Below are 16,967 nucleotides of genomic sequence, written 5' to 3'. Positions count from 1 at the left end.
TCACCGGCCAATGTGGGCGATAGTGGCGATCTCCACCAGCGCCTCGGGTTTCACCAGCCCGCACTGAATGCAGAAGCGCGCCGGTTTATCGCCGGGGAAAAATTCAGCGTAGATCTCGTTAATCGCGGCGTAGTTTTTCCAGTCGGTAATAAAGATGCTGTTGAAGGTCACGTCCGCCATGGTCCCGCCCGCCGTTTCGATAACGCGTTGGATGGTCTGCAGCACGTGGCGGGTTTGCGCCTTTGGGTCATCGGGAAACACCACGTTGTTATCCGCGTCGAACGGCAGGGTGCCCGAGACGTAAACCACCCCGTCCGCCAGGGTGCCGGGGACGAAGGGGGCAATCGGCGTGCTGGTCCCCTGGGGGATAATCACAGATTTCGGCATAAGGTAGCTCCTCAGGGGATACGGGCATAAGCGGCAGGGGAAAGGGCGTCGCAGAAGGTGGCGACGTCAGTAACCCAGCCAAAAAAGGTTTCGATGTTGAACAGCGCAGCCTGCTGGGCAAATGCCGGCCCCGCCTGGTGGGTGGCGTCTTCCAGCACCACGCCGAAGTACTCCAGGAAGAAGCCGTCGCGCAGGGTGGACTCCACGCAGACGTTGGTGGCGATGCCGGTAAAGATCAGGTGGCGGATGCCGCGGCTGCGCAAAATGCTGTCCAGCGGGGTGTTGAAAAAGCCGCTGTAGCGCGGTTTCGGCAGCACGATGTCCCCCGGCTCCGGCACCAGGTCATTCACCAGCTCATAATCCCAGCCGCCTTTCGCCAGCAGCTTGCCGTGCAGCTCCGGGCGCTGGCGCATGGTTTTCAGCGCGTTCGATTTGTGGAAGTTGGGCGAGCCAGGGCCGCCCGCCTCCACGTACTCTTCATCCCAGCCGTTCTGGAACCAGATAATCAGCATCCCGGCCTTGCGGGCGGCGGCCACCGCGGTGCGGATATTCTCGATCACCGGCCGGGTGGCGGAGACGTCAAACCCGGCGAGGTCGAGATAGCCGCCAGGGCTGGCGTAGGCGTTCTGCATATCCACCACGATCAGCGCGCTCTGCTGGGCGTCAAAGGTGATGGCTTCCGGGCGTGCGGGCAGAGTGGTCATCACGCGACCTCCTTTGTCATAACCGGAATATGGGCGCGGCACTGCATCAGCGGCTGGATGCGCTCGCCAAACGTTTCAATCCCGGCAATAAAGTCATCAAAGGTCAGCAGCACCCCTTCGGCACCCGGCACGCTGGCTACCTCATCGAGCATGCGCGCCACGCTGGCATAAGAGCCGACCAGGGTGCCCATGTTGATATTCACCGCCGAGGTCGGGTCGGCCATTTGCCGCACGTTGGTGTCGGCCCCGGAGCGGGTGTCCTTCTGGCTCTGCTCGCTGAGCCAGCTCAGGGCCTCGTCGTCGGCCCCGGCTTTGTAGTGCTCCCACTTCGCCCGCGCCGCCTCGTCGGTCTCGTCGGCAATGACCATAAACAACACATAGGAGCCGACATCGCGCCCGGTTTTTTCAGCGGCCTGTTTCATGCGCGCAGCGGTAGGGGCAAAGGCCGTTGGGGTGTTAACCCCTTTGCCGAAGCAGAAGTTGAAGTCGGCGTATTTCGCCGAGAAGTCCATCCCGGCATCGCTCTGCCCGGCGCAGATCACCTTCATCGGCACCGACGGCTGGGGGCTGACGCGGCAGTCGTTCATGGTGAAGAACTCACCTTTGAAATCGCTCTTGCCGGTGCCCCACAGATCCCGCAGGACCTGCACATACTCGGTGAGGTAGTCATAGCGCTTCGAAAAATAGTCATCTCCTGGCCAGAGCCCCATCTGCTCATACTCCGGCTTCTGCCAGCCGGTGACGAGGTTAACGCCAAAGCGTCCGCCGGAGATGGTGTCGATGGTGGAGGCCATCCGCGCCACGATGGCCGGAGGCAGGGTCAGGGTGGCGGCGGTAGCGTAGATCTGGATGCGGGAGGTGACCGCCGCCAGCCCCGCCATCAGGGTGAAGGACTCCAGGTTGTGATCCCAGAATTCGGTTTTCCCGCCGAAGCCGCGGAGCTTAATCATCGACAGGGCAAAATCGAAGTGATAGTGCTCTGCCTTCTGCACGATGGCTTTGTTCAGCTCAAAAGTCGGCATGTACTGCGGCGCGTGGGTAGAGATCAACCAGCCGTTATTGCCAATGGGAACGAATACGCCAATTTTCATCACGAACCTCTCTTCATCTCAGCTTGGGGGTGAAAGTCAGACGTGGCGCTGCATCCTGCATCTCCTGTTCAGCCGCGTAGTCTCGGTTTTGCAAAGGGAGTGCCAGTTTTGAAATCTGTAATGTTATTAGTGTGTTAAGAAATGGTTGATGAATTGCTGGTGATAAAAGTGGACTGTCTGGTCAAAATAGTTGCACACAAAGCAGGCAGTCGTGCGCGGTGGCGGTGCAGATTGTCGTGGTAAGGCAGGGGTTTTGCTATGCTGGGAGCTGATCAACACGGAGTGAGCAAATGGCACAAGGCGCAGTGAAGACAGGCGGTAAACGTTCGCAGGCGGTGAGCGCGAAAAAACAGGCGATCCTCTCGGCGGCGCTGGAGACCTTCTCACAGTTTGGCATCCACGGCACCCGGCTGGAGCAGGTGGCGGAGCTGGCGGGGGTGTCAAAAACCAATCTGCTCTACTACTTCCCCTCGAAAGAGGCGCTGTACGTCTCCGTTCTGCAACAGATCCTCGATATCTGGTTGGCCCCGCTGAAGGCGTTTCGCGAGGAGCTCACCCCGCTGGTGGCGATCCAGCAGTATATTCGCCTCAAGCTGGAGGTCTCCCGGGACTATCCCCAGGCGTCGCGACTGTTCTGTCTGGAGATGCTGCAGGGGGCACCGCTGCTGAAAACGGTGCTGAGCGGGGATATGAAATCGCTGGTGGATGAGAAGTCGGCGATCATTGCCGGGTGGATCGCCACCGGCAGACTGGCCCCGGTCGATCCACACCATCTGATCTTTATGATCTGGGCCGCCACCCAGCACTACGCCGACTTTTCCGCCCAGGTGGAGGCGGTGACGGGCAAGACGCTCAAGGATGACGACTTTTTCCACAGCACGGTGGAGAACGTGGAGCGGATGATTATTGAAGGGATCCGGGTGCGTTAATTCCCCGGAGGTAGCGGGCAGCTTAAATCACCCTCTTCGCACTGCATCAGCGTGGCCAGATAGGCTTCCCGTTCGTTGGTTTTATCCGCCAGACACTGGTTCACAATCATCGGCTGAATGGAGCCGCCTTGAGTGCCGGAGCCGATAAAGGCGCAGTCAGCATCGCGCAGGGCGATCCACGCCTGTTGCGCCTTTTTCAGCAGCTCACGCTGGGGGGCGTCGGCGCGCTTGATGGCTGCCTGATACGTCTGGTTCAGGGTTTTATCCGCGGCCTGATACTGCTGCGCCGTGCAGCTGTTCATCTCCGCCTGGGTGCTGGCGTTGGCGCACTCATCCGCCAGCGCGCTGGTGCTCAGCAGTAACGCGGCACCGGCGATAAAAGCTCGTTTCATCTTTCCCTCCCTATAAAAAAGCCGGATGCGCTGCGCTTATCCGGCCTACAAAAACAGAATGTCACCTCTGTAGCCCCGGTAAGCGTAGCGCCACCGGGGAGAGATTGCACGCTTAACCGATGGTCATCAGGCTGGCGTTACCCCCTGCTGCGGCGGTGTTCACGCTGAGCGAACGCTCCACGTACAGACGCTCCAGCTGCAGGTTGGTTTCACCCCGGGCGAAGCCCTGCACGGAGACAATCGCCCCGCTGCGGGCCGCAACCTGCTCGCACAGCTCGCGCAGCTGGTCGGAATCACCGTGATAGATCACCGCGTCGAACGGCTGGCTGGTCAGCACATCAGCTTTGGCGAAACGAATCCGTTCCGTCACCGCCTTCGGCAGCTGCTTCGCCAGGTCACGGTGCAGGCTATCTTCCGGCCACAGCACTTCACACCCGGTCGCCAGCGCTGCCGCCAGTTGGATCAGCGCATCCTGCTCGTTATCCGCCACGCACAGCACACGCTCGCGCGGCATCAGCGTCCAGGTGTTGCGCTCGCCCGTTGGCCCTGGCAATACGCGCTGGGTACCGGCCTGAGCCAGCTCGCCATACTCCTGACACAGCTCGCGCAGTTCAGGACGTTTTTCCGCCCACGCTTTTAATGCTTCCAGCGGCTGGGTCAGCACCGTTTTCACCTGGGTGTCTACCGCGTACTGCGCATCCTGACGCGCCAGGGTGACGCCCAGCGCATTGGCCGGACGGTTAGCCAGCAGGCGATAGAGGTACATTGGACCACCGGCTTTCGGACCGGTGCCCGACAGCCCTTCGCCGCCGAACGGCTGCACGCCGACCACGGCGCCGACCATGTTGCGGTTCACGTAGAGGTTGCCGACGTTGGCGCTGCCGGTCACCTGGGCGATGGTTTCATCGATGCGGGTATGCACTCCCAGGGTCAGACCGTAGCCGGAGGCGTTGATCTGCGCGATCAGCTGGTCGAGGTTGTTACGGTTGTAACGCACCACGTGCAGCACCGGGCCAAACACCTCTTTCTTCAGTTCATCGAAGCTCGCCAGTTCAATCAGGGTTGGCGCCACAAAGGTGCCGCTGGTCCACTCGCGGGCATCTTCGCTGTTCTCACGCACCGCCTGGTAGACCGGACGGCCTTTCGCACGCATCGCCTGGATGTGGTTTTCGATGTTGGCTTTCGCTTCGGCGTCGATCACCGGGCCAATGTCGGTGGTCAGACGGCCCGGGTTGCCCATCCGGCACTCCGCCATCGCGCCACGCAGCATTTTCAGGGTGTGATCGGCCACTTCGTCCTGCACGCAGAGTACGCGCAGGGCAGAGCAGCGCTGTCCGGCACTGTCGAAGGCCGAAGCCACCACATCCACCACCACCTGCTCGGTGAGGGCGGAGGAGTCGACGATCATCGCGTTCATACCGCCAGTTTCCGCAATCAGCGGCGTTGGACGGCCCTGGGCATCCAGACGGGTGGCGATGTTGCGCTGCAACAGGGAGGCCACTTCGGTGGAGCCGGTGAACATTACGCCGCGCACGCGGTTGTCGGCGGTGAGTTTGGCACCCACGGTCTCGCCGCGGCCCGGCAGCAGCTGCACGACGCCTGCCGGAACACCCGCTTCCAGCAGGATATTGATCCCCTGTGCGGCAATCAGCGGGGTCTGTTCCGCCGGTTTGGCCAGCACGCTGTTACCGGCGGCAAGGGCGGCGGCAATCTGGCCGGTGAAGATCGCCAGCGGGAAGTTCCACGGGCTGATACAGACCACCGGGCCCAGCGGGCGGTGGGTTTCGTTGTCGAAATCGTCACGCACCTGACCGGCATAGTAGTGCAGGAAGTCAACGGCCTCGCGCACTTCGGCGATGGCGTTGCTGAAGGTTTTACCCGCCTCACGCACCAGAATGCCAATCAGCTGCTGCATCTGATCTTCCATCAGCACCGCAGCGCGCTCCAGAATGGCTGCACGCTCCTGCGGTGGGGTGGCGAACCAGATCGGCGCATTGTTCACCGCGCTGTCGAGAGCCAGATCCACTTCCTCTTCGGTCGCTTCGCGGACAAAGCCGACAATGTCTTTCGGTTCGGCCGGGTTGATCACCGGCTGCATTTCGCCATTGCTGACCGGCTGCTCCAGGATCGGTTTCGCCTGCCATTTTTGCAGGGCGCTGTTGAGCAGCGACGAGGAGAGCGATGCCAGACGGTGTTCGTTCGCCAGATCGAGGCCTGCGGAGTTGATGCGGCCATTGCCGTACAGCTCACGCGGCAGGGCAATCTTCGGATGGGGCAGACCAACCTGACCCTCCTGGGCGGCCAGCTTTTCCACCGCCTGTACCGGGTCGGCCACCAGCTCATCCAGCGGCAGGGTGGCATCGGCGATGCGGTTAACGAAGGAGGTGTTGGCCCCGTTCTCCAGCAGACGACGCACCAGGTACGCCAGCAGCGTTTCGTGAGTACCGACCGGGGCGTAGATACGGCACGGACGATTCAGTTTACCCTCGGACACTTTACCGGTGACCTGCTCGTACAGCGGCTCACCCATGCCGTGCAGGCACTGGAACTCGTACTGGCCCGGATAATAGTTCTGACCGGCCAGCTGGTAGATGGCCGCCAGGGTGTGGGCGTTGTGGGTGGCGAACTGCGGATAGATCAGGTTCGGCACGCCGAGCAGCTTTTTGGCGCAGGCGAGGTAGGAGACGTCGGTGTAGACCTTGCGGGTATAGACCGGATAACCCTCCAGACCCTCCATCTGCGCGCGTTTGATCTCGCTGTCCCAGTAGGCGCCCTTCACCAGACGGATCATCAGGCGGCGACGGCTGCGGGTGGCGAGATCAATCAGGTAATCAATGACGAACGGGCAGCGTTTCTGGTAGGCCTGAATGACAAAGCCAATCCCGTTCCAGCCCGCCAGCTCCGGCTCGAAGCAGAGTTTTTCCAGCAGATCGAGGGAGATCTCCAGGCGGTCGGCCTCTTCGGCGTCGATGTTGATCCCGATGTCATACTGGCGCGCCAGCAGGGTCAGGGATTTCAGGCGTGGATAGAGCTCTTCCATCACCCGGTCGTACTGGGCGCGGCTGTAGCGCGGGTGCAGGGCGGAGAGCTTGATGGAGATCCCCGGGCCTTCATAAATGCCGCGACCGTTGGAGGCTTTACCGATAGCGTGGATCGCCTGCTGGTAAGAGACCAGATAGGCCTGCGCGTCGGCAGCGGTCAGCGCCGCTTCGCCCAGCATGTCATAGGAGTAGCGGAAGCCCTTATCTTCCAGCTTGCGGGCGTTAGCCAGCGCTTCGGCGATGGTTTCGCCGGTGACGAACTGCTCGCCCATCAGGCGCATCGCCATGTCCACGCCTTTACGGATCAGCGGTTCACCGCTCTTGCCGATAATGCGGTTCAGAGAGCGGGAGAGGCTCGCTTCGTTGTGGGTGGAGACCAGACGGCCAGTAAACAGCAGGCCCCAGGTGGCGGCGTTAACGAACAGCGACGGGCTGCGGCCAATGTGCGAATGCCAGTTACCGTTGCTGATCTTGTCGCGGATCAGCGCGTCACGGGTCGCTTTGTCCGGGATACGCAGCAGCGCTTCCGCCAGACACATTAACGCTACGCCCTCCTGGGAGGAGAGGGAAAACTCCTGCAGCAGGCTCTGCACCATGCCGGCGCGGCCGGAGGCCGTTTTCTGGTTACGCAGTTTTTCGGCAAGCTGATACGCCAGGCTGTGGGCCTGGGAGGCGACTGGCTCCGGCAGACGCGCCTGTTCCAGCAGCATCGGCACGGCGTCGGTCTCGGCGCGACGGTAAGCGGCGGTAATGGCCGCGCGGCTCACCGACTGGGGCAGGATCTGCTCGGCAAATTCAAGGAACGGCTGGTGGACCTCTTCGATCGCCTCGGCGCTATCGTCGCTCTCGTTGGCGGCACCGGCCAGCAGGGCAGGCAGCTCTGGCAGGGCGTCGTCGCTCTCCAGTTTTTCCAGATAGTTAAAGATCGCCTGCTTGATTAACCAGTGTGGCGTGCGGTCAATTCGGGTCGCAGCCGATTTAATCCGTTCGCGGGTCGCATCATCCAGCTTAACCCCCATGGTGGTCATGCCCATGCCAAAAACTCCTGTGATTCAGTAGCGCTAGTGTAGTTAACGTGAAATATCCACTATGTTGCAACTTTGTGCAACCACGTTAAATGTGACCCGGTTTGCAAGCTGGAAAATGAATGGAATGTTACGTGATAGTTAACCGCAAAAAAGTTGTGGATTTTAGCGATCAACCCTGGTTTCATGGGGCGCTTAACACTTTTTGCAGGTGCAACCTCAAAAAACGTGAGCGAGTGCAACCTCCAGGAATCTGGTGTGAAACCGGGGATGAAATTCATGTAAATGCAGTGTTAAATCATTTGTGTCATGGAGGCGCATACGGCAGGATACGCGCGGCCAACAGAAACACACATCATCACCCTCTCGTTCCGGGGGTGTAATAAAGACGGTCAAAAAGGCTGTCGAACATCTTTGCGGAGTATTTAAATGGCAATTAGCACACCGATGCTGGTGACATTTCTTATCTATATTTTTGGCATGATCCTGATAGGGTTCCTTGCGTGGCGTTCTACCAAGAACTTTGACGACTACATCCTCGGCGGGCGAAGCCTTGGGCCGTTCGTGACGGCGCTCTCTGCAGGCGCGTCGGATATGAGCGGCTGGCTGCTGATGGGGCTGCCGGGCGCCATCTTTATCTCCGGTATTTCAGAAAGCTGGATCGCCATCGGTCTGACGCTGGGGGCATGGATTAACTGGAAGCTGGTGGCCGGGCGTCTGCGCGTGCACACCGAAGCTAACAACAACGCCCTGACCCTGCCGGACTACTTCACCGGCCGTTTCGAAGATAACAGCCGCATCCTGCGTATTATCTCCGCGTTAGTTATTCTGCTGTTCTTCACCATCTACTGTGCCTCCGGCATCGTGGCAGGCGCGCGCCTGTTCGAAAGCACCTTCGGCATGAGCTATGAAACCGCACTGTGGGCGGGCGCGGCGGCGACCATCCTCTACACCTTCGTAGGCGGGTTCCTGGCCGTCAGCTGGACCGATACCGTGCAGGCCAGCCTGATGATTTTTGCCCTGATCCTGACCCCGGTGATTGTGATCCTGTCGGTAGGCGGCCTGGGTGACTCCCTGGCGGTGATTCAGCAGAAGAGCATAGAAAACGTCGATATGCTGAAAGGGCTGAACTTTGTTGCCATCGTGTCGCTGATGGGCTGGGGGCTGGGTTACTTCGGTCAGCCGCACATCCTGGCGCGCTTTATGGCGGCGGATTCTCACCACACCATCGTCCATGCCCGTCGTATCAGTATGGCGTGGATGATCCTCTGCCTGGGCGGCGCCTGTGCGGTGGGCTTCTTCGGTATCGCCTACTTCAACAACAACCCGTCGCTGGCAGGTGCAGTAAACCAGAACGCCGAGCGTGTGTTTATCGAGCTGGCGCAGGTGCTGTTTAACCCGTGGATCGCCGGTATTCTGCTCTCCGCTATTCTGGCGGCGGTGATGTCCACCCTGAGCTGCCAGCTGCTGGTCTGCTCCAGTGCCATCACGGAAGATCTCTACAAAGCCTTCCTGCGTAAGGGCGCCAGCCAGAAAGAGCTGGTGTGGGTCGGTCGCTTTATGGTGCTGGTGGTGGCGCTGGTCGCCATCGCGCTGGCGTCAAACCCGGAAAACCGCGTGCTGGGTCTGGTGAGCTACGCCTGGGCCGGCTTTGGTGCCGCCTTTGGTCCGGTGGTGCTGTTCTCCGTGATGTGGTCCCGCATGACTCGCAATGGCGCCCTGGCGGGGATGATCATCGGTGCGGTTACCGTTATCGTCTGGAAGCAGTTCGCCTGGCTGGGCCTGTATGAAATCATTCCGGGCTTTATCTTCGGCAGCATCGGGATCGTGGTCTTCAGCCTGATGGGTAAAGCGCCCTCTACCTCAATGCAGAAACGCTTTGCGGAAGCCGACGCGCAGTACCACACCACCGCGCCGACGAAGTTGCAGGCGCAGTAAGTGACAGACACGCTATAAGCCGGGCTTGCCCGGCTTTTTTTATTGCTAATTTCCGTGATTTACGCTGATATCGCTGGACAAATTACAATGAGGATAGCGAAGAATGAGACTTAAAAACGGACTTATGGCGGGCGCGCTTTTACTGCTGGCAGGCTGTAATGCCCCCTCACACAGCATCGCGGACAACACCTGCAAAGCCGATAACCAGATGCAGCAAACCACCCTCTATTTCGGCCTGAACCGTCCGGCAGGGGAGGCGATCACCGGCCAGGAGTGGCAGCAGTTTGTGGATCAGGACGTGACGCCGCGTTTTCGTGATGGCTTAACGGTATTTGATGCCCGCGGGCAGTGGCTGGGTAACGACGGAAAAGTGGCGCGTGAGTCGAGCAAGGCGCTGATGCTGATCCACGGTAAAGATGCGCAAAGTGAGAGCAATATCGAGGCGCTGCGCGGGATCTATAAAACGCGCTTCGCCCAGGAGTCGGTGATGCGCGTTGACCAGCCGGTGTGCGTGCAGTTTTAAACCCGCCCGGCGGCGCTGCGCTTGCACGGGCCTACGGTTTTGTAGGCCGGGTAAGCGACAGCGCCACCCGGCATTTGCACAGTATTAAAGAACTAATCCCGCAAAGCTCGCCGACAACAGACTCACCAGCGTCGCGCCATACACCAGACGCAGACCGAAGCGTGACACCACATTGCCCTGCTTCTCATTCAGCCCCTTAATCGCCCCGGCGACAATGCCAATAGAGGCAAAGTTAGCGAAGGAGACCAGGAACACCGACAGAATGCCCAGCCCGCGCGGGGTCATCTCTGCGGCAATTTTTTGCAGCTCGATCATCGCCACGAACTCGTTCGCCACCAGTTTAGTCGCCATAATGCCGCCCGCGTGCAGGGCATCGCTCAGCGGAATACCCACCAGCCAGGCCAGGGGATAGAAGACATAGCCCAGAATCTGCTGGAAGCTCAAGCCAAACAGGCTGGAGAAGAGGGCGTTGACGGCGCTGATCAGGGCAATAAAGCCAATCAGCATCGCCAGAATTATCATCGCCACTTTGAAGCCAGCCAGAATATATTCCCCCAGCATCTCAAAGAAACTCTGGGACTCATGCATCTTCTCCAGCTTAATTTCCGGCTCCGCTTCCGGGCGGGTCGGGTTAATCACCGTGAGGATGATAAAGGTGCTGAACATATTCAGGATCAGCGCCGCGACCACATATTTTGCTTCCAGCATCGTCATATAGGCGCCGACGATGGAGAGCGACACGGTGGACATGGCGGTGGCCGCCATGGTGAACAGACGACGCGAGGAGAGATCGCCCAGCACCCCTTTGTAAGCAATAAAGTTTTCCGACTGGCCCAGCGTCAGGGAGCTGATGGCGTTAAACGACTCCAGCTTGCCCATGCCGTTCACTTTCGACAGCAGGGTGCCGACTACGCGAATTATCACCGGCAGAATACGCCAGTGTTGCAGAATGCCGATCAGTGCGGAAATAAAAATAATCGGACACAACACTCCTAGGAAAATAAATGCCAGCCCTTTTTCTCCCATCCCGCCAAAGACAAAGTTGGTCCCTTCGGCGGCATATTTCAGCAACGATTCAAAGAAGCCCGAGACATACTGAATAACAAACAGGCCGCTTTCGGCATGGAGGAAAAAGAACGCCAGCGCAATCTCAATGACAATGAGTTGAATGACGTAGCGAATACGGACGTTGCGGCGGTCGAAGCTCACCAGCCAGGCCAGCGCAAGGATAACCACCAGCGCCAGCAAGAAGTGCAGGAATTGATACATAGTTGATTTTCAGCAGATTAATGAGGCGCATATTTAGCCACAGCCTGCTGTGAGCGTAAATGGGCATTTACGTTATAACTTATTCACCTTTTAGTCACTTATGTGACTATTTTTCCGGTACGGGTTTACATCCTGTCATCAAAATGCAGCATATTTCGCTTGTATTTCTTATTGCCGTAATGATAATCACTATCACAAGAATTTACCTTTCTTTGCATCAGTTGACGGCGAAAAACATTTAAGGTGTCGCATGTTTGTTCCATTCCTCATTATGTTACGTGAAGGGCTCGAAGCAGCCTTAATTGTCAGTCTTATCGCCAGCTATCTGAAACGCACCCAGCGGGGCCGCTGGATCGGCGTGATGTGGATTGGCGTCTTCCTTGCTGCCGCCCTCTGCCTGGGCCTGGGCATTGCCATCAACGAAACCACCGGTGAATTCCCGCAAAAAGAGCAGGAGCTGTTTGAAGGGATCGTGGCCCTGATTGCGGTGGTGATCCTCACCTGGATGGTCTTCTGGATGCGTAAAGTGTCCCGTAACGTCAAAGTCCAGCTGGAGCAGGCGGTGGACAGCGCGCTGGCGAAGGGCAAGAGTCACGGCTGGGCACTGATCATGATGGTCTTTTTCGCCGTGGCGCGTGAAGGGCTGGAGTCGGTCTTCTTCCTGCTGGCCGCCTTCCAGCAGGATGTCGGGATATGGCCGCCACTGGGCGCGGTGCTGGGCCTGGCGACCGCGGTGGTACTCGGTTTCCTGCTCTACTGGGGCGGCATTCGTCTCAATCTGGGCGCCTTCTTCAAATGGACCAGCCTGTTTATTCTGCTGGTGGCCGCCGGACTGGCCGCGGGAGCGATCCGCGCCTTCCATGAGGCGGGCCTGTGGAACCACTTCCAGGAGGTGGCGTTCGATCTCAGTAACGTTCTCTCTACCCATTCGCTGACCGGCACCCTGCTGGAGGGGATCTTTGGCTATCAGGAGACGCCGAGCGTCAGCGAAGTGGCGGTGTACTTTATCTATCTTATTCCGGCGCTGGCGCTGTTCTTTATGCCATCGCGCCCCAGCGCTCAGCCGTCGCGTACTGCGCCCTGAAGTGCTCATTGTAGTTACAACATACCTTTAAAAGGGAAAAGTCATGGCAATCCACTTTCGTCGCAGTGCATTACAGGCTGGCGTGGCCGCGCTGATCGCTTCTGCATTCGCCGCACAGGCCGCGGATGTTCCACAGGTAAAAGTTACCGTCAATGATAAACAGTGTGAGCCGATGACCATCACGGTCAATAGCGGTAAAACGCAGTTCATCATCCAGAACCACAGCCAGAAAGCGCTGGAGTGGGAGATCCTGAAAGGGGTGATGGTGGTGGAAGAGCGGGAAAACATCGCGCCGGGCTTTAGCCAGAAGATGACCGCCAACCTTGAGCCGGGCGAATACGACATGACCTGCGGCCTGCTGACCAACCCGAAAGGCAAGCTGATCGTGAAAGGTGCCGCCACCGCCGATGCCGCCAAAGGCGACGCGCTGTTGAGCCTCGGCGATGCCATTACCGCCTATAAAGCGTACGTCACTCAAGAGACCGCGGATCTGGTCGCGGGTACCAAAGCCTTTACCGACGCGGTGAAAGCGGGCGATATGGAAAAAGCGAAATCCCTCTATGCGCCGACCCGTCAGCACTACGAGCGTATCGAGCCGATTGCCGAGCTCTTCTCGGATCTCGATGGCAGCATCGACGCCCGTGAAGACGATTACGAGCAGAAAGCCGCCGATCCGAAATTCACCGGTTTCCACCGCCTGGAGAAAGCGCTGTTTGGCGACAACTCCACCAAAGGGATGGAGCAGTACGCGGAGCAGCTGAACAGCGACGTGCTGGAGCTGCAAAAACGCATCAGTGAGCTGGCCTTCCCGCCCTCAAAAGTGGTGGGTGGCGCGGCAGGGCTGATTGAAGAAGTGGCCGCCAGCAAGATCAGCGGGGAAGAAGATCGCTACAGCCATACCGACCTGTGGGACTTCCAGGCCAACGTCGAAGGCGCGCAGAAGATCGTTGACCTGCTGCGTCCTCAACTGCAAAAAGATAACAGCGCCCTGCTGGAAAAAGTGGATGCCAACTTTAAGAAAGTGAATACCATTCTGGCGAAGTACCGCACCAAAGAGGGCTTTGAGACTTACGACAAGCTGACCGATGCCGACCGTAATGCCCTGAAAGGGCCGATTACGACCCTGGCGGAAGATCTGGCGCAGCTGCGTGGCGTACTGGGTCTGGACTAAGTTGATGAACAAGCATGACGAGTACGACGTGGCTGAACCTTCACGACGTCGGTTGTTAAAAGGGGTAGGGGCGCTTGGCGGCGCCCTTGCTCTGACGGGCGGCTGTCCGGTGGCGCATGCGGCAAAACCGCAGAGTGCGCCGGGCACGCTCTCCCCGGATGCGCGAATGGAGACGCAGCCGTTTCACGGCCTGCATCAGGCCGGGATCTTAACCCCGCAGCAGGCTTCGATGATGCTGGTGGCTTTTGACGTGCTCGCCAGCGATAAAAGCGAGCTGGAGCGCCTGTTCCGTCTGCTGACCCAGCGCATTACTTTTCTGACCACCGGCGGCCCGGCGCCTGAGACGCCGAACCCGCGTCTGCCGCCGATGGATTCCGGTATTCTGGGGAGCTATATCGCCCCGGATAACCTCACCATGACGGTGTCGCTGGGGGCGTCGCTGTTTGATGGCCGCTTTGGTCTGGCGGCGCAGAAACCGAAATCGTTGCAGAAGATGGTGCGCTTCCCGAATGACTCCCTGGATGCGGCGTTGTGCCATGGCGATCTGCTGATCCAGATCTGCGCCAATACCCAGGACACGGTGATCCACGCCCTGCGGGATCTCATCAAGCACACCCCGGATCTGTTAAGCGTGCGCTGGAAGCGGGAAGGGTTTATCTCTGACCACGCCGCGCGCAGCAAAGGCAAAGAGACCCCGGTGAACCTGCTCGGCTTTAAGGATGGCACCGCCAACCCCAACAGCCAGGATGGGCCATTAATGGATCGGGTGGTGTGGGTGACCGCCGATCAGGGCGAACCGGCCTGGGCGGTGGGCGGCAGCTATCAGGCTGTACGCATTATTCAGTTCCGCGTGGAGTTCTGGGACCGGACGCCGCTGAAAGAACAGCAGACCATTTTTGGCCGCGACAAGCAGAGCGGTGCGCCGCTGGGCATGAAGAACGAGCACGACGTGCCGGATTACGCCAGCGACCCGGAGGGCAATGTTATCGCCCTCGACAGTCATATCCGCCTCGCCAACCCGCGTACTCAGGAGACCGAACAAAACCTGATGATGCGCCGGGGCTACAGCTACTCGCTGGGGGTGACCAATTCCGGTCAGCTGGATATGGGGCTGCTGTTTGTCTGTTTCCAGCACGATCTGGAGAAGGGCTTTTTGACCGTGCAGAAACGCCTGAACGGCGAGGCGCTGGAAGAGTACGTCAAACCCATTGGCGGAGGCTACTTCTTTGCGCTGCCTGGCGTACAGGATAAAAACGGCTGGCTTGCTCAGGGGCTGCTTGAGGCCTGAATACCGTCCCGCTTACCCCTTAAGCGGGACAGTTTTTTTCTCGTCCCACTATCTCTTTGTTATAATTCTGTAATATCCCCATAGCAGACTAAGTATCGCTGTCAGGCGAATCTTAAAAGTTGCATTCAGGTAAAAATAATGTTGCATTCATGCTAAATCCTGATGTACTTAAATTAAGAAAGCGGTAAACCTTACAGTGAACATGAATCACTCTGGAGATCGCGAATGGTTGGGTCCTCAACTGGACATGGTAAACGCAACAACCGCAGCACACGGCGCGGAGGCCCACACTCCGGCAGCGATCTCTTCACCGAAAAATTCTCCCCCTCCACAGTAAATCCTGATTTTTCCGACCTGACGAATGGTGAGCATAGCGATTCGGCCGGGTCATTTAACCAAGCAAGCTATGGCTTAGAAGGAAGCCAACCCTCAGATGTTTGTTCGCCTAATCGCACCGACTCTGGTGCGAGTGATGAATACCAACAACTCAAGGTGCTATCCATGGGAAGACAAAAAGCAGTGATCAAAGCTCGTCGTGAAGCAAAACGTGTGCTGAGACGGGATTCACGTAGCCATAAACAGCGTGAAGAAGAGTCGGTCACCTCGCTTGTGCAGATGAGTGGTGTTGAAGCAATTGGCATGGCGCGGGACTGCCGTGATACGACCCCAATTGCGGCACGCAACGACGCTCAGGCGCAGTACCTGAATGCTATCGAGAGTAAGTCGCTTATTTTCGCCACCGGGGAAGCCGGGTGCGGGAAAACGTGGATAAGTGCAGCCAAAGCGGCGGAGGCGCTGATTCATAAGGACGTCGATAAAATCATTGTCACCCGTCCGGTATTGCAGGCTGATGAAGATCTCGGCTTCTTGCCAGGCGATATTTCGGAGAAATTTGCCCCTTACTTCCGGCCCGTTTATGACGTGCTGGTGAAGCGTCTGGGGGCCTCTTTTATGCAGTACTGCCTGCGTCCCGAAATCGGTAAGGTTGAAATTGCGCCGTTCGCCTATATGCGCGGACGTACATTTGAAAATGCAGTTGTGATTCTCGACGAGGCTCAGAACGTAACTGCTGCGCAAATGAAGATGTTCTTAACGCGCCTCGGGGAGAACGTGACGGTTATCGTCAATGGCGATATCACCCAGTGCGACCTGCCGGCAGGGGTTCCGTCCGGGCTGAGCGACGCGCTGGCACGTTTTGAGGAAGATGAGATGGTGGGCATTGTGCGTTTCAATAAAGACGACTGTGTACGCTCGGCGCTGTGCAAGCGGACGCTGCAGGTCTATTCCCGGTAATGGTATAACCTTCTCGTTTTACTTTCTTCTGCAATCCCTTCCCGGCGCAATGCCGGGAAGCTGCGTCTGTCGAAACACTTCTGTTGGGTTGTCTATTTAAAGATCACATTATGATGATGTCATACTTATTTCGTATAGAAAATGCCGGGTATTACGCAACGTTTTGCTGTATCTATAAGTCTTAACGTTAATTCAAATGGGCTTTTTAATAAAAAATGCAGAAGTGTGATATTAAATCATAATACCCACAAAATATGTATGAAAATCATGAGCAGGCTAATTATAAATAATCAATTAAACGTGAATGTTGTCACAATTCATTACTGCCATGCGAATATTAAGTTGGTCTCTTTCGGGCTATTATCTATGTTTCGTAGTAATCCAAACACAATTCTATAAAGAAACTTCCAGGGAATCCGTTTTCTCTGGACCATCACGCTGAGGGCCATACATGAACGAACTGGTTGGTGCAATTAATGGTGTTATCTGGAGCCCGGCGTTAATATTTTTATGCCTGGGTGTCGGCCTCTATTTCTCACTGCGTAGTCGCTTTCTGCAATTACGCCATGTTAAACATATGGTCGCGCTGATGTTTCAGGGGCGCGCCACCGATGCAGGGGTGTCGTCGTTTCAGGCACTGACGATGACGCTGGCAGGACGTGTGGGGACCGGGAATATTGCCGGCGTAGCGACCGCCATTACCTTTGGTGGTCCTGGCGCGCTGTTCTGGATGTGGATGGTAGCCTTTTTGGGTGCCAGCTCTGCTTTTGTTGAATCCACGCTGGGTCAGGTTTATAAAGAGAAAATTAACGGTGAATATCGTGGCGGTCCT

Annotated in this window: 14 protein-coding genes; 8 read left to right on the top strand and 6 right to left on the bottom strand. The window is 57.8% G+C overall.

Going from position 1 to position 16,967, the window contains the following annotated elements:
* From rutC to rutA, 3 genes are read right to left on the bottom strand one after another with little or no spacing between them, the layout of a single operon-like run.
* On the bottom strand, positions 1-387 hold the full coding sequence (gene rutC / locus WFM46_RS07330; protein WP_103823659.1) for a pyrimidine utilization protein C: 387 nt from the start codon (positions 385-387) through the stop codon (positions 1-3).
* Positions 388-398: 11 nt separating this feature from the next.
* The gene (gene rutB, locus WFM46_RS07325) at positions 399-1,091 is read right to left on the bottom strand and encodes a pyrimidine utilization protein B (RefSeq protein WP_336997363.1); all 693 of its coding nucleotides are present in this window, start codon (positions 1,089-1,091) and stop codon (positions 399-401) included.
* Positions 1,091-2,182, bottom strand: a complete 1,092-nt coding sequence (gene rutA / locus WFM46_RS07320) for a pyrimidine utilization protein A (protein ID WP_103179024.1) — start codon at positions 2,180-2,182, stop codon at positions 1,091-1,093. The genes rutB and rutA overlap by 1 nt, the downstream gene beginning before the upstream one ends.
* A gap of 290 nt (positions 2,183-2,472) precedes the next feature.
* Here rutA and rutR point away from each other — a divergent pair, with 290 nt between their 5' ends.
* On the top strand, positions 2,473-3,111 hold the full coding sequence (gene rutR, locus WFM46_RS07315; protein WP_336997338.1) for an HTH-type transcriptional regulator RutR: 639 nt from the start codon (positions 2,473-2,475) through the stop codon (positions 3,109-3,111).
* Here the strand turns inward: rutR and WFM46_RS07310 are convergent.
* Together WFM46_RS07310 and putA are read right to left on the bottom strand one after the other, a co-directional pair.
* The gene (locus WFM46_RS07310) at positions 3,108-3,503 is read right to left on the bottom strand and encodes a lysozyme inhibitor LprI family protein (protein ID WP_103179026.1); all 396 of its coding nucleotides are present in this window, start codon (positions 3,501-3,503) and stop codon (positions 3,108-3,110) included. The two genes, rutR and WFM46_RS07310, sit on opposite strands and share 4 nt — an antisense overlap.
* Before the next feature lie 112 nt (positions 3,504-3,615).
* Positions 3,616-7,578, bottom strand: coding sequence for a trifunctional transcriptional regulator/proline dehydrogenase/L-glutamate gamma-semialdehyde dehydrogenase (putA, locus tag WFM46_RS07305; RefSeq protein ID WP_336997337.1), 3,963 nt, complete (start codon positions 7,576-7,578; stop codon positions 3,616-3,618).
* Positions 7,579-7,998: 420 nt separating this feature from the next.
* On the opposite strand from putA, the gene putP reads away from it, so the two are divergent.
* Together putP and WFM46_RS07295 are read left to right on the top strand one after the other, a co-directional pair.
* Positions 7,999-9,507 (top strand): sodium/proline symporter PutP, encoded by a 1,509-nt coding sequence (putP, locus tag WFM46_RS07300; protein ID WP_103179028.1) that lies wholly within the window; start codon positions 7,999-8,001, stop codon positions 9,505-9,507.
* Between the two features lie 103 nt (positions 9,508-9,610).
* Positions 9,611-10,030 (top strand): DUF3574 domain-containing protein, encoded by a 420-nt coding sequence (locus WFM46_RS07295; RefSeq protein WP_336997336.1) that lies wholly within the window; start codon positions 9,611-9,613, stop codon positions 10,028-10,030.
* Positions 10,031-10,114: 84 nt separating this feature from the next.
* Here WFM46_RS07295 and WFM46_RS07290 read toward each other — a convergent pair whose 3' ends face one another.
* The gene (locus WFM46_RS07290) at positions 10,115-11,299 is read right to left on the bottom strand and encodes a NupC/NupG family nucleoside CNT transporter (protein ID WP_103179030.1); all 1,185 of its coding nucleotides are present in this window, start codon (positions 11,297-11,299) and stop codon (positions 10,115-10,117) included.
* Positions 11,300-11,549: 250 nt separating this feature from the next.
* On the opposite strand from WFM46_RS07290, the gene efeU reads away from it, so the two are divergent.
* The 5 genes from efeU to WFM46_RS07265 all read left to right on the top strand — a co-directional run.
* Positions 11,550-12,383: an iron uptake transporter permease EfeU gene (gene efeU / locus WFM46_RS07285; protein WP_103179032.1), complete on the top strand. Its 834-nt coding sequence runs from the start codon at positions 11,550-11,552 to the stop codon at positions 12,381-12,383.
* A 43-nt stretch (positions 12,384-12,426) separates the two neighbouring features.
* Positions 12,427-13,554: an iron uptake system protein EfeO gene (efeO, locus tag WFM46_RS07280; protein WP_103179033.1), complete on the top strand. Its 1,128-nt coding sequence runs from the start codon at positions 12,427-12,429 to the stop codon at positions 13,552-13,554.
* Between the two features lie 4 nt (positions 13,555-13,558).
* The gene (gene efeB / locus WFM46_RS07275; protein ID WP_336997335.1) at positions 13,559-14,842 is read left to right on the top strand and encodes an iron uptake transporter deferrochelatase/peroxidase subunit; all 1,284 of its coding nucleotides are present in this window, start codon (positions 13,559-13,561) and stop codon (positions 14,840-14,842) included.
* Positions 14,843-15,343: 501 nt separating this feature from the next.
* Entirely contained in the window at positions 15,344-16,135 is a 792-nt protein-coding gene (gene phoH, locus WFM46_RS07270; RefSeq protein WP_336997334.1) for a phosphate starvation-inducible protein PhoH, read from the top strand.
* Positions 16,136-16,586: 451 nt separating this feature from the next.
* The coding region (locus tag WFM46_RS07265; RefSeq protein WP_336997333.1) for an alanine:cation symporter family protein at positions 16,587-16,967 on the top strand (381 nt) is incomplete at its 3' end.

The organism is Leclercia sp. M50, assembly GCF_037150775.1.
Classification (GTDB): Bacteria; Pseudomonadota; Gammaproteobacteria; order Enterobacterales; family Enterobacteriaceae; genus Enterobacter.
Note: the sequence above shows the minus strand (reverse complement) of the source record. Positions and strands in the feature narration are given on the sequence as shown.

Bases quoted from the DNA above. Each gene is read 5' to 3' on its own strand.
- rutR (WP_336997338.1), top strand. From the start codon at position 2,473: ATGGCACAAGGCGCAGTGAAGACAGGCGGTAAACGTTCGCAGGCGGTG.
- efeB (WP_336997335.1), top strand. From the start codon at position 13,559: ATGAACAAGCATGACGAGTACGACGTGGCTGAACCTTCACGACGTCGG.
- WFM46_RS07295 (WP_336997336.1), top strand. From the start codon at position 9,611: ATGAGACTTAAAAACGGACTTATGGCGGGCGCGCTTTTACTGCTGGCA.
- rutA (WP_103179024.1), bottom strand. From the start codon at position 2,182: ATGAAAATTGGCGTATTCGTTCCCATTGGCAATAACGGCTGGTTGATC.
- WFM46_RS07290 (WP_103179030.1), bottom strand. From the start codon at position 11,299: ATGTATCAATTCCTGCACTTCTTGCTGGCGCTGGTGGTTATCCTTGCG.
- rutC (WP_103823659.1), bottom strand. From the start codon at position 387: ATGCCGAAATCTGTGATTATCCCCCAGGGGACCAGCACGCCGATTGCC.
- efeO (WP_103179033.1), top strand. From the start codon at position 12,427: ATGGCAATCCACTTTCGTCGCAGTGCATTACAGGCTGGCGTGGCCGCG.
- phoH (WP_336997334.1), top strand. From the start codon at position 15,344: ATGGGAAGACAAAAAGCAGTGATCAAAGCTCGTCGTGAAGCAAAACGT.
- rutB (WP_336997363.1), bottom strand. From the start codon at position 1,091: ATGACCACTCTGCCCGCACGCCCGGAAGCCATCACCTTTGACGCCCAG.
- putA (WP_336997337.1), bottom strand. From the start codon at position 7,578: ATGGGCATGACCACCATGGGGGTTAAGCTGGATGATGCGACCCGCGAA.
- putP (WP_103179028.1), top strand. From the start codon at position 7,999: ATGGCAATTAGCACACCGATGCTGGTGACATTTCTTATCTATATTTTT.
- efeU (WP_103179032.1), top strand. From the start codon at position 11,550: ATGTTTGTTCCATTCCTCATTATGTTACGTGAAGGGCTCGAAGCAGCC.
- WFM46_RS07310 (WP_103179026.1), bottom strand. From the start codon at position 3,503: ATGAAACGAGCTTTTATCGCCGGTGCCGCGTTACTGCTGAGCACCAGC.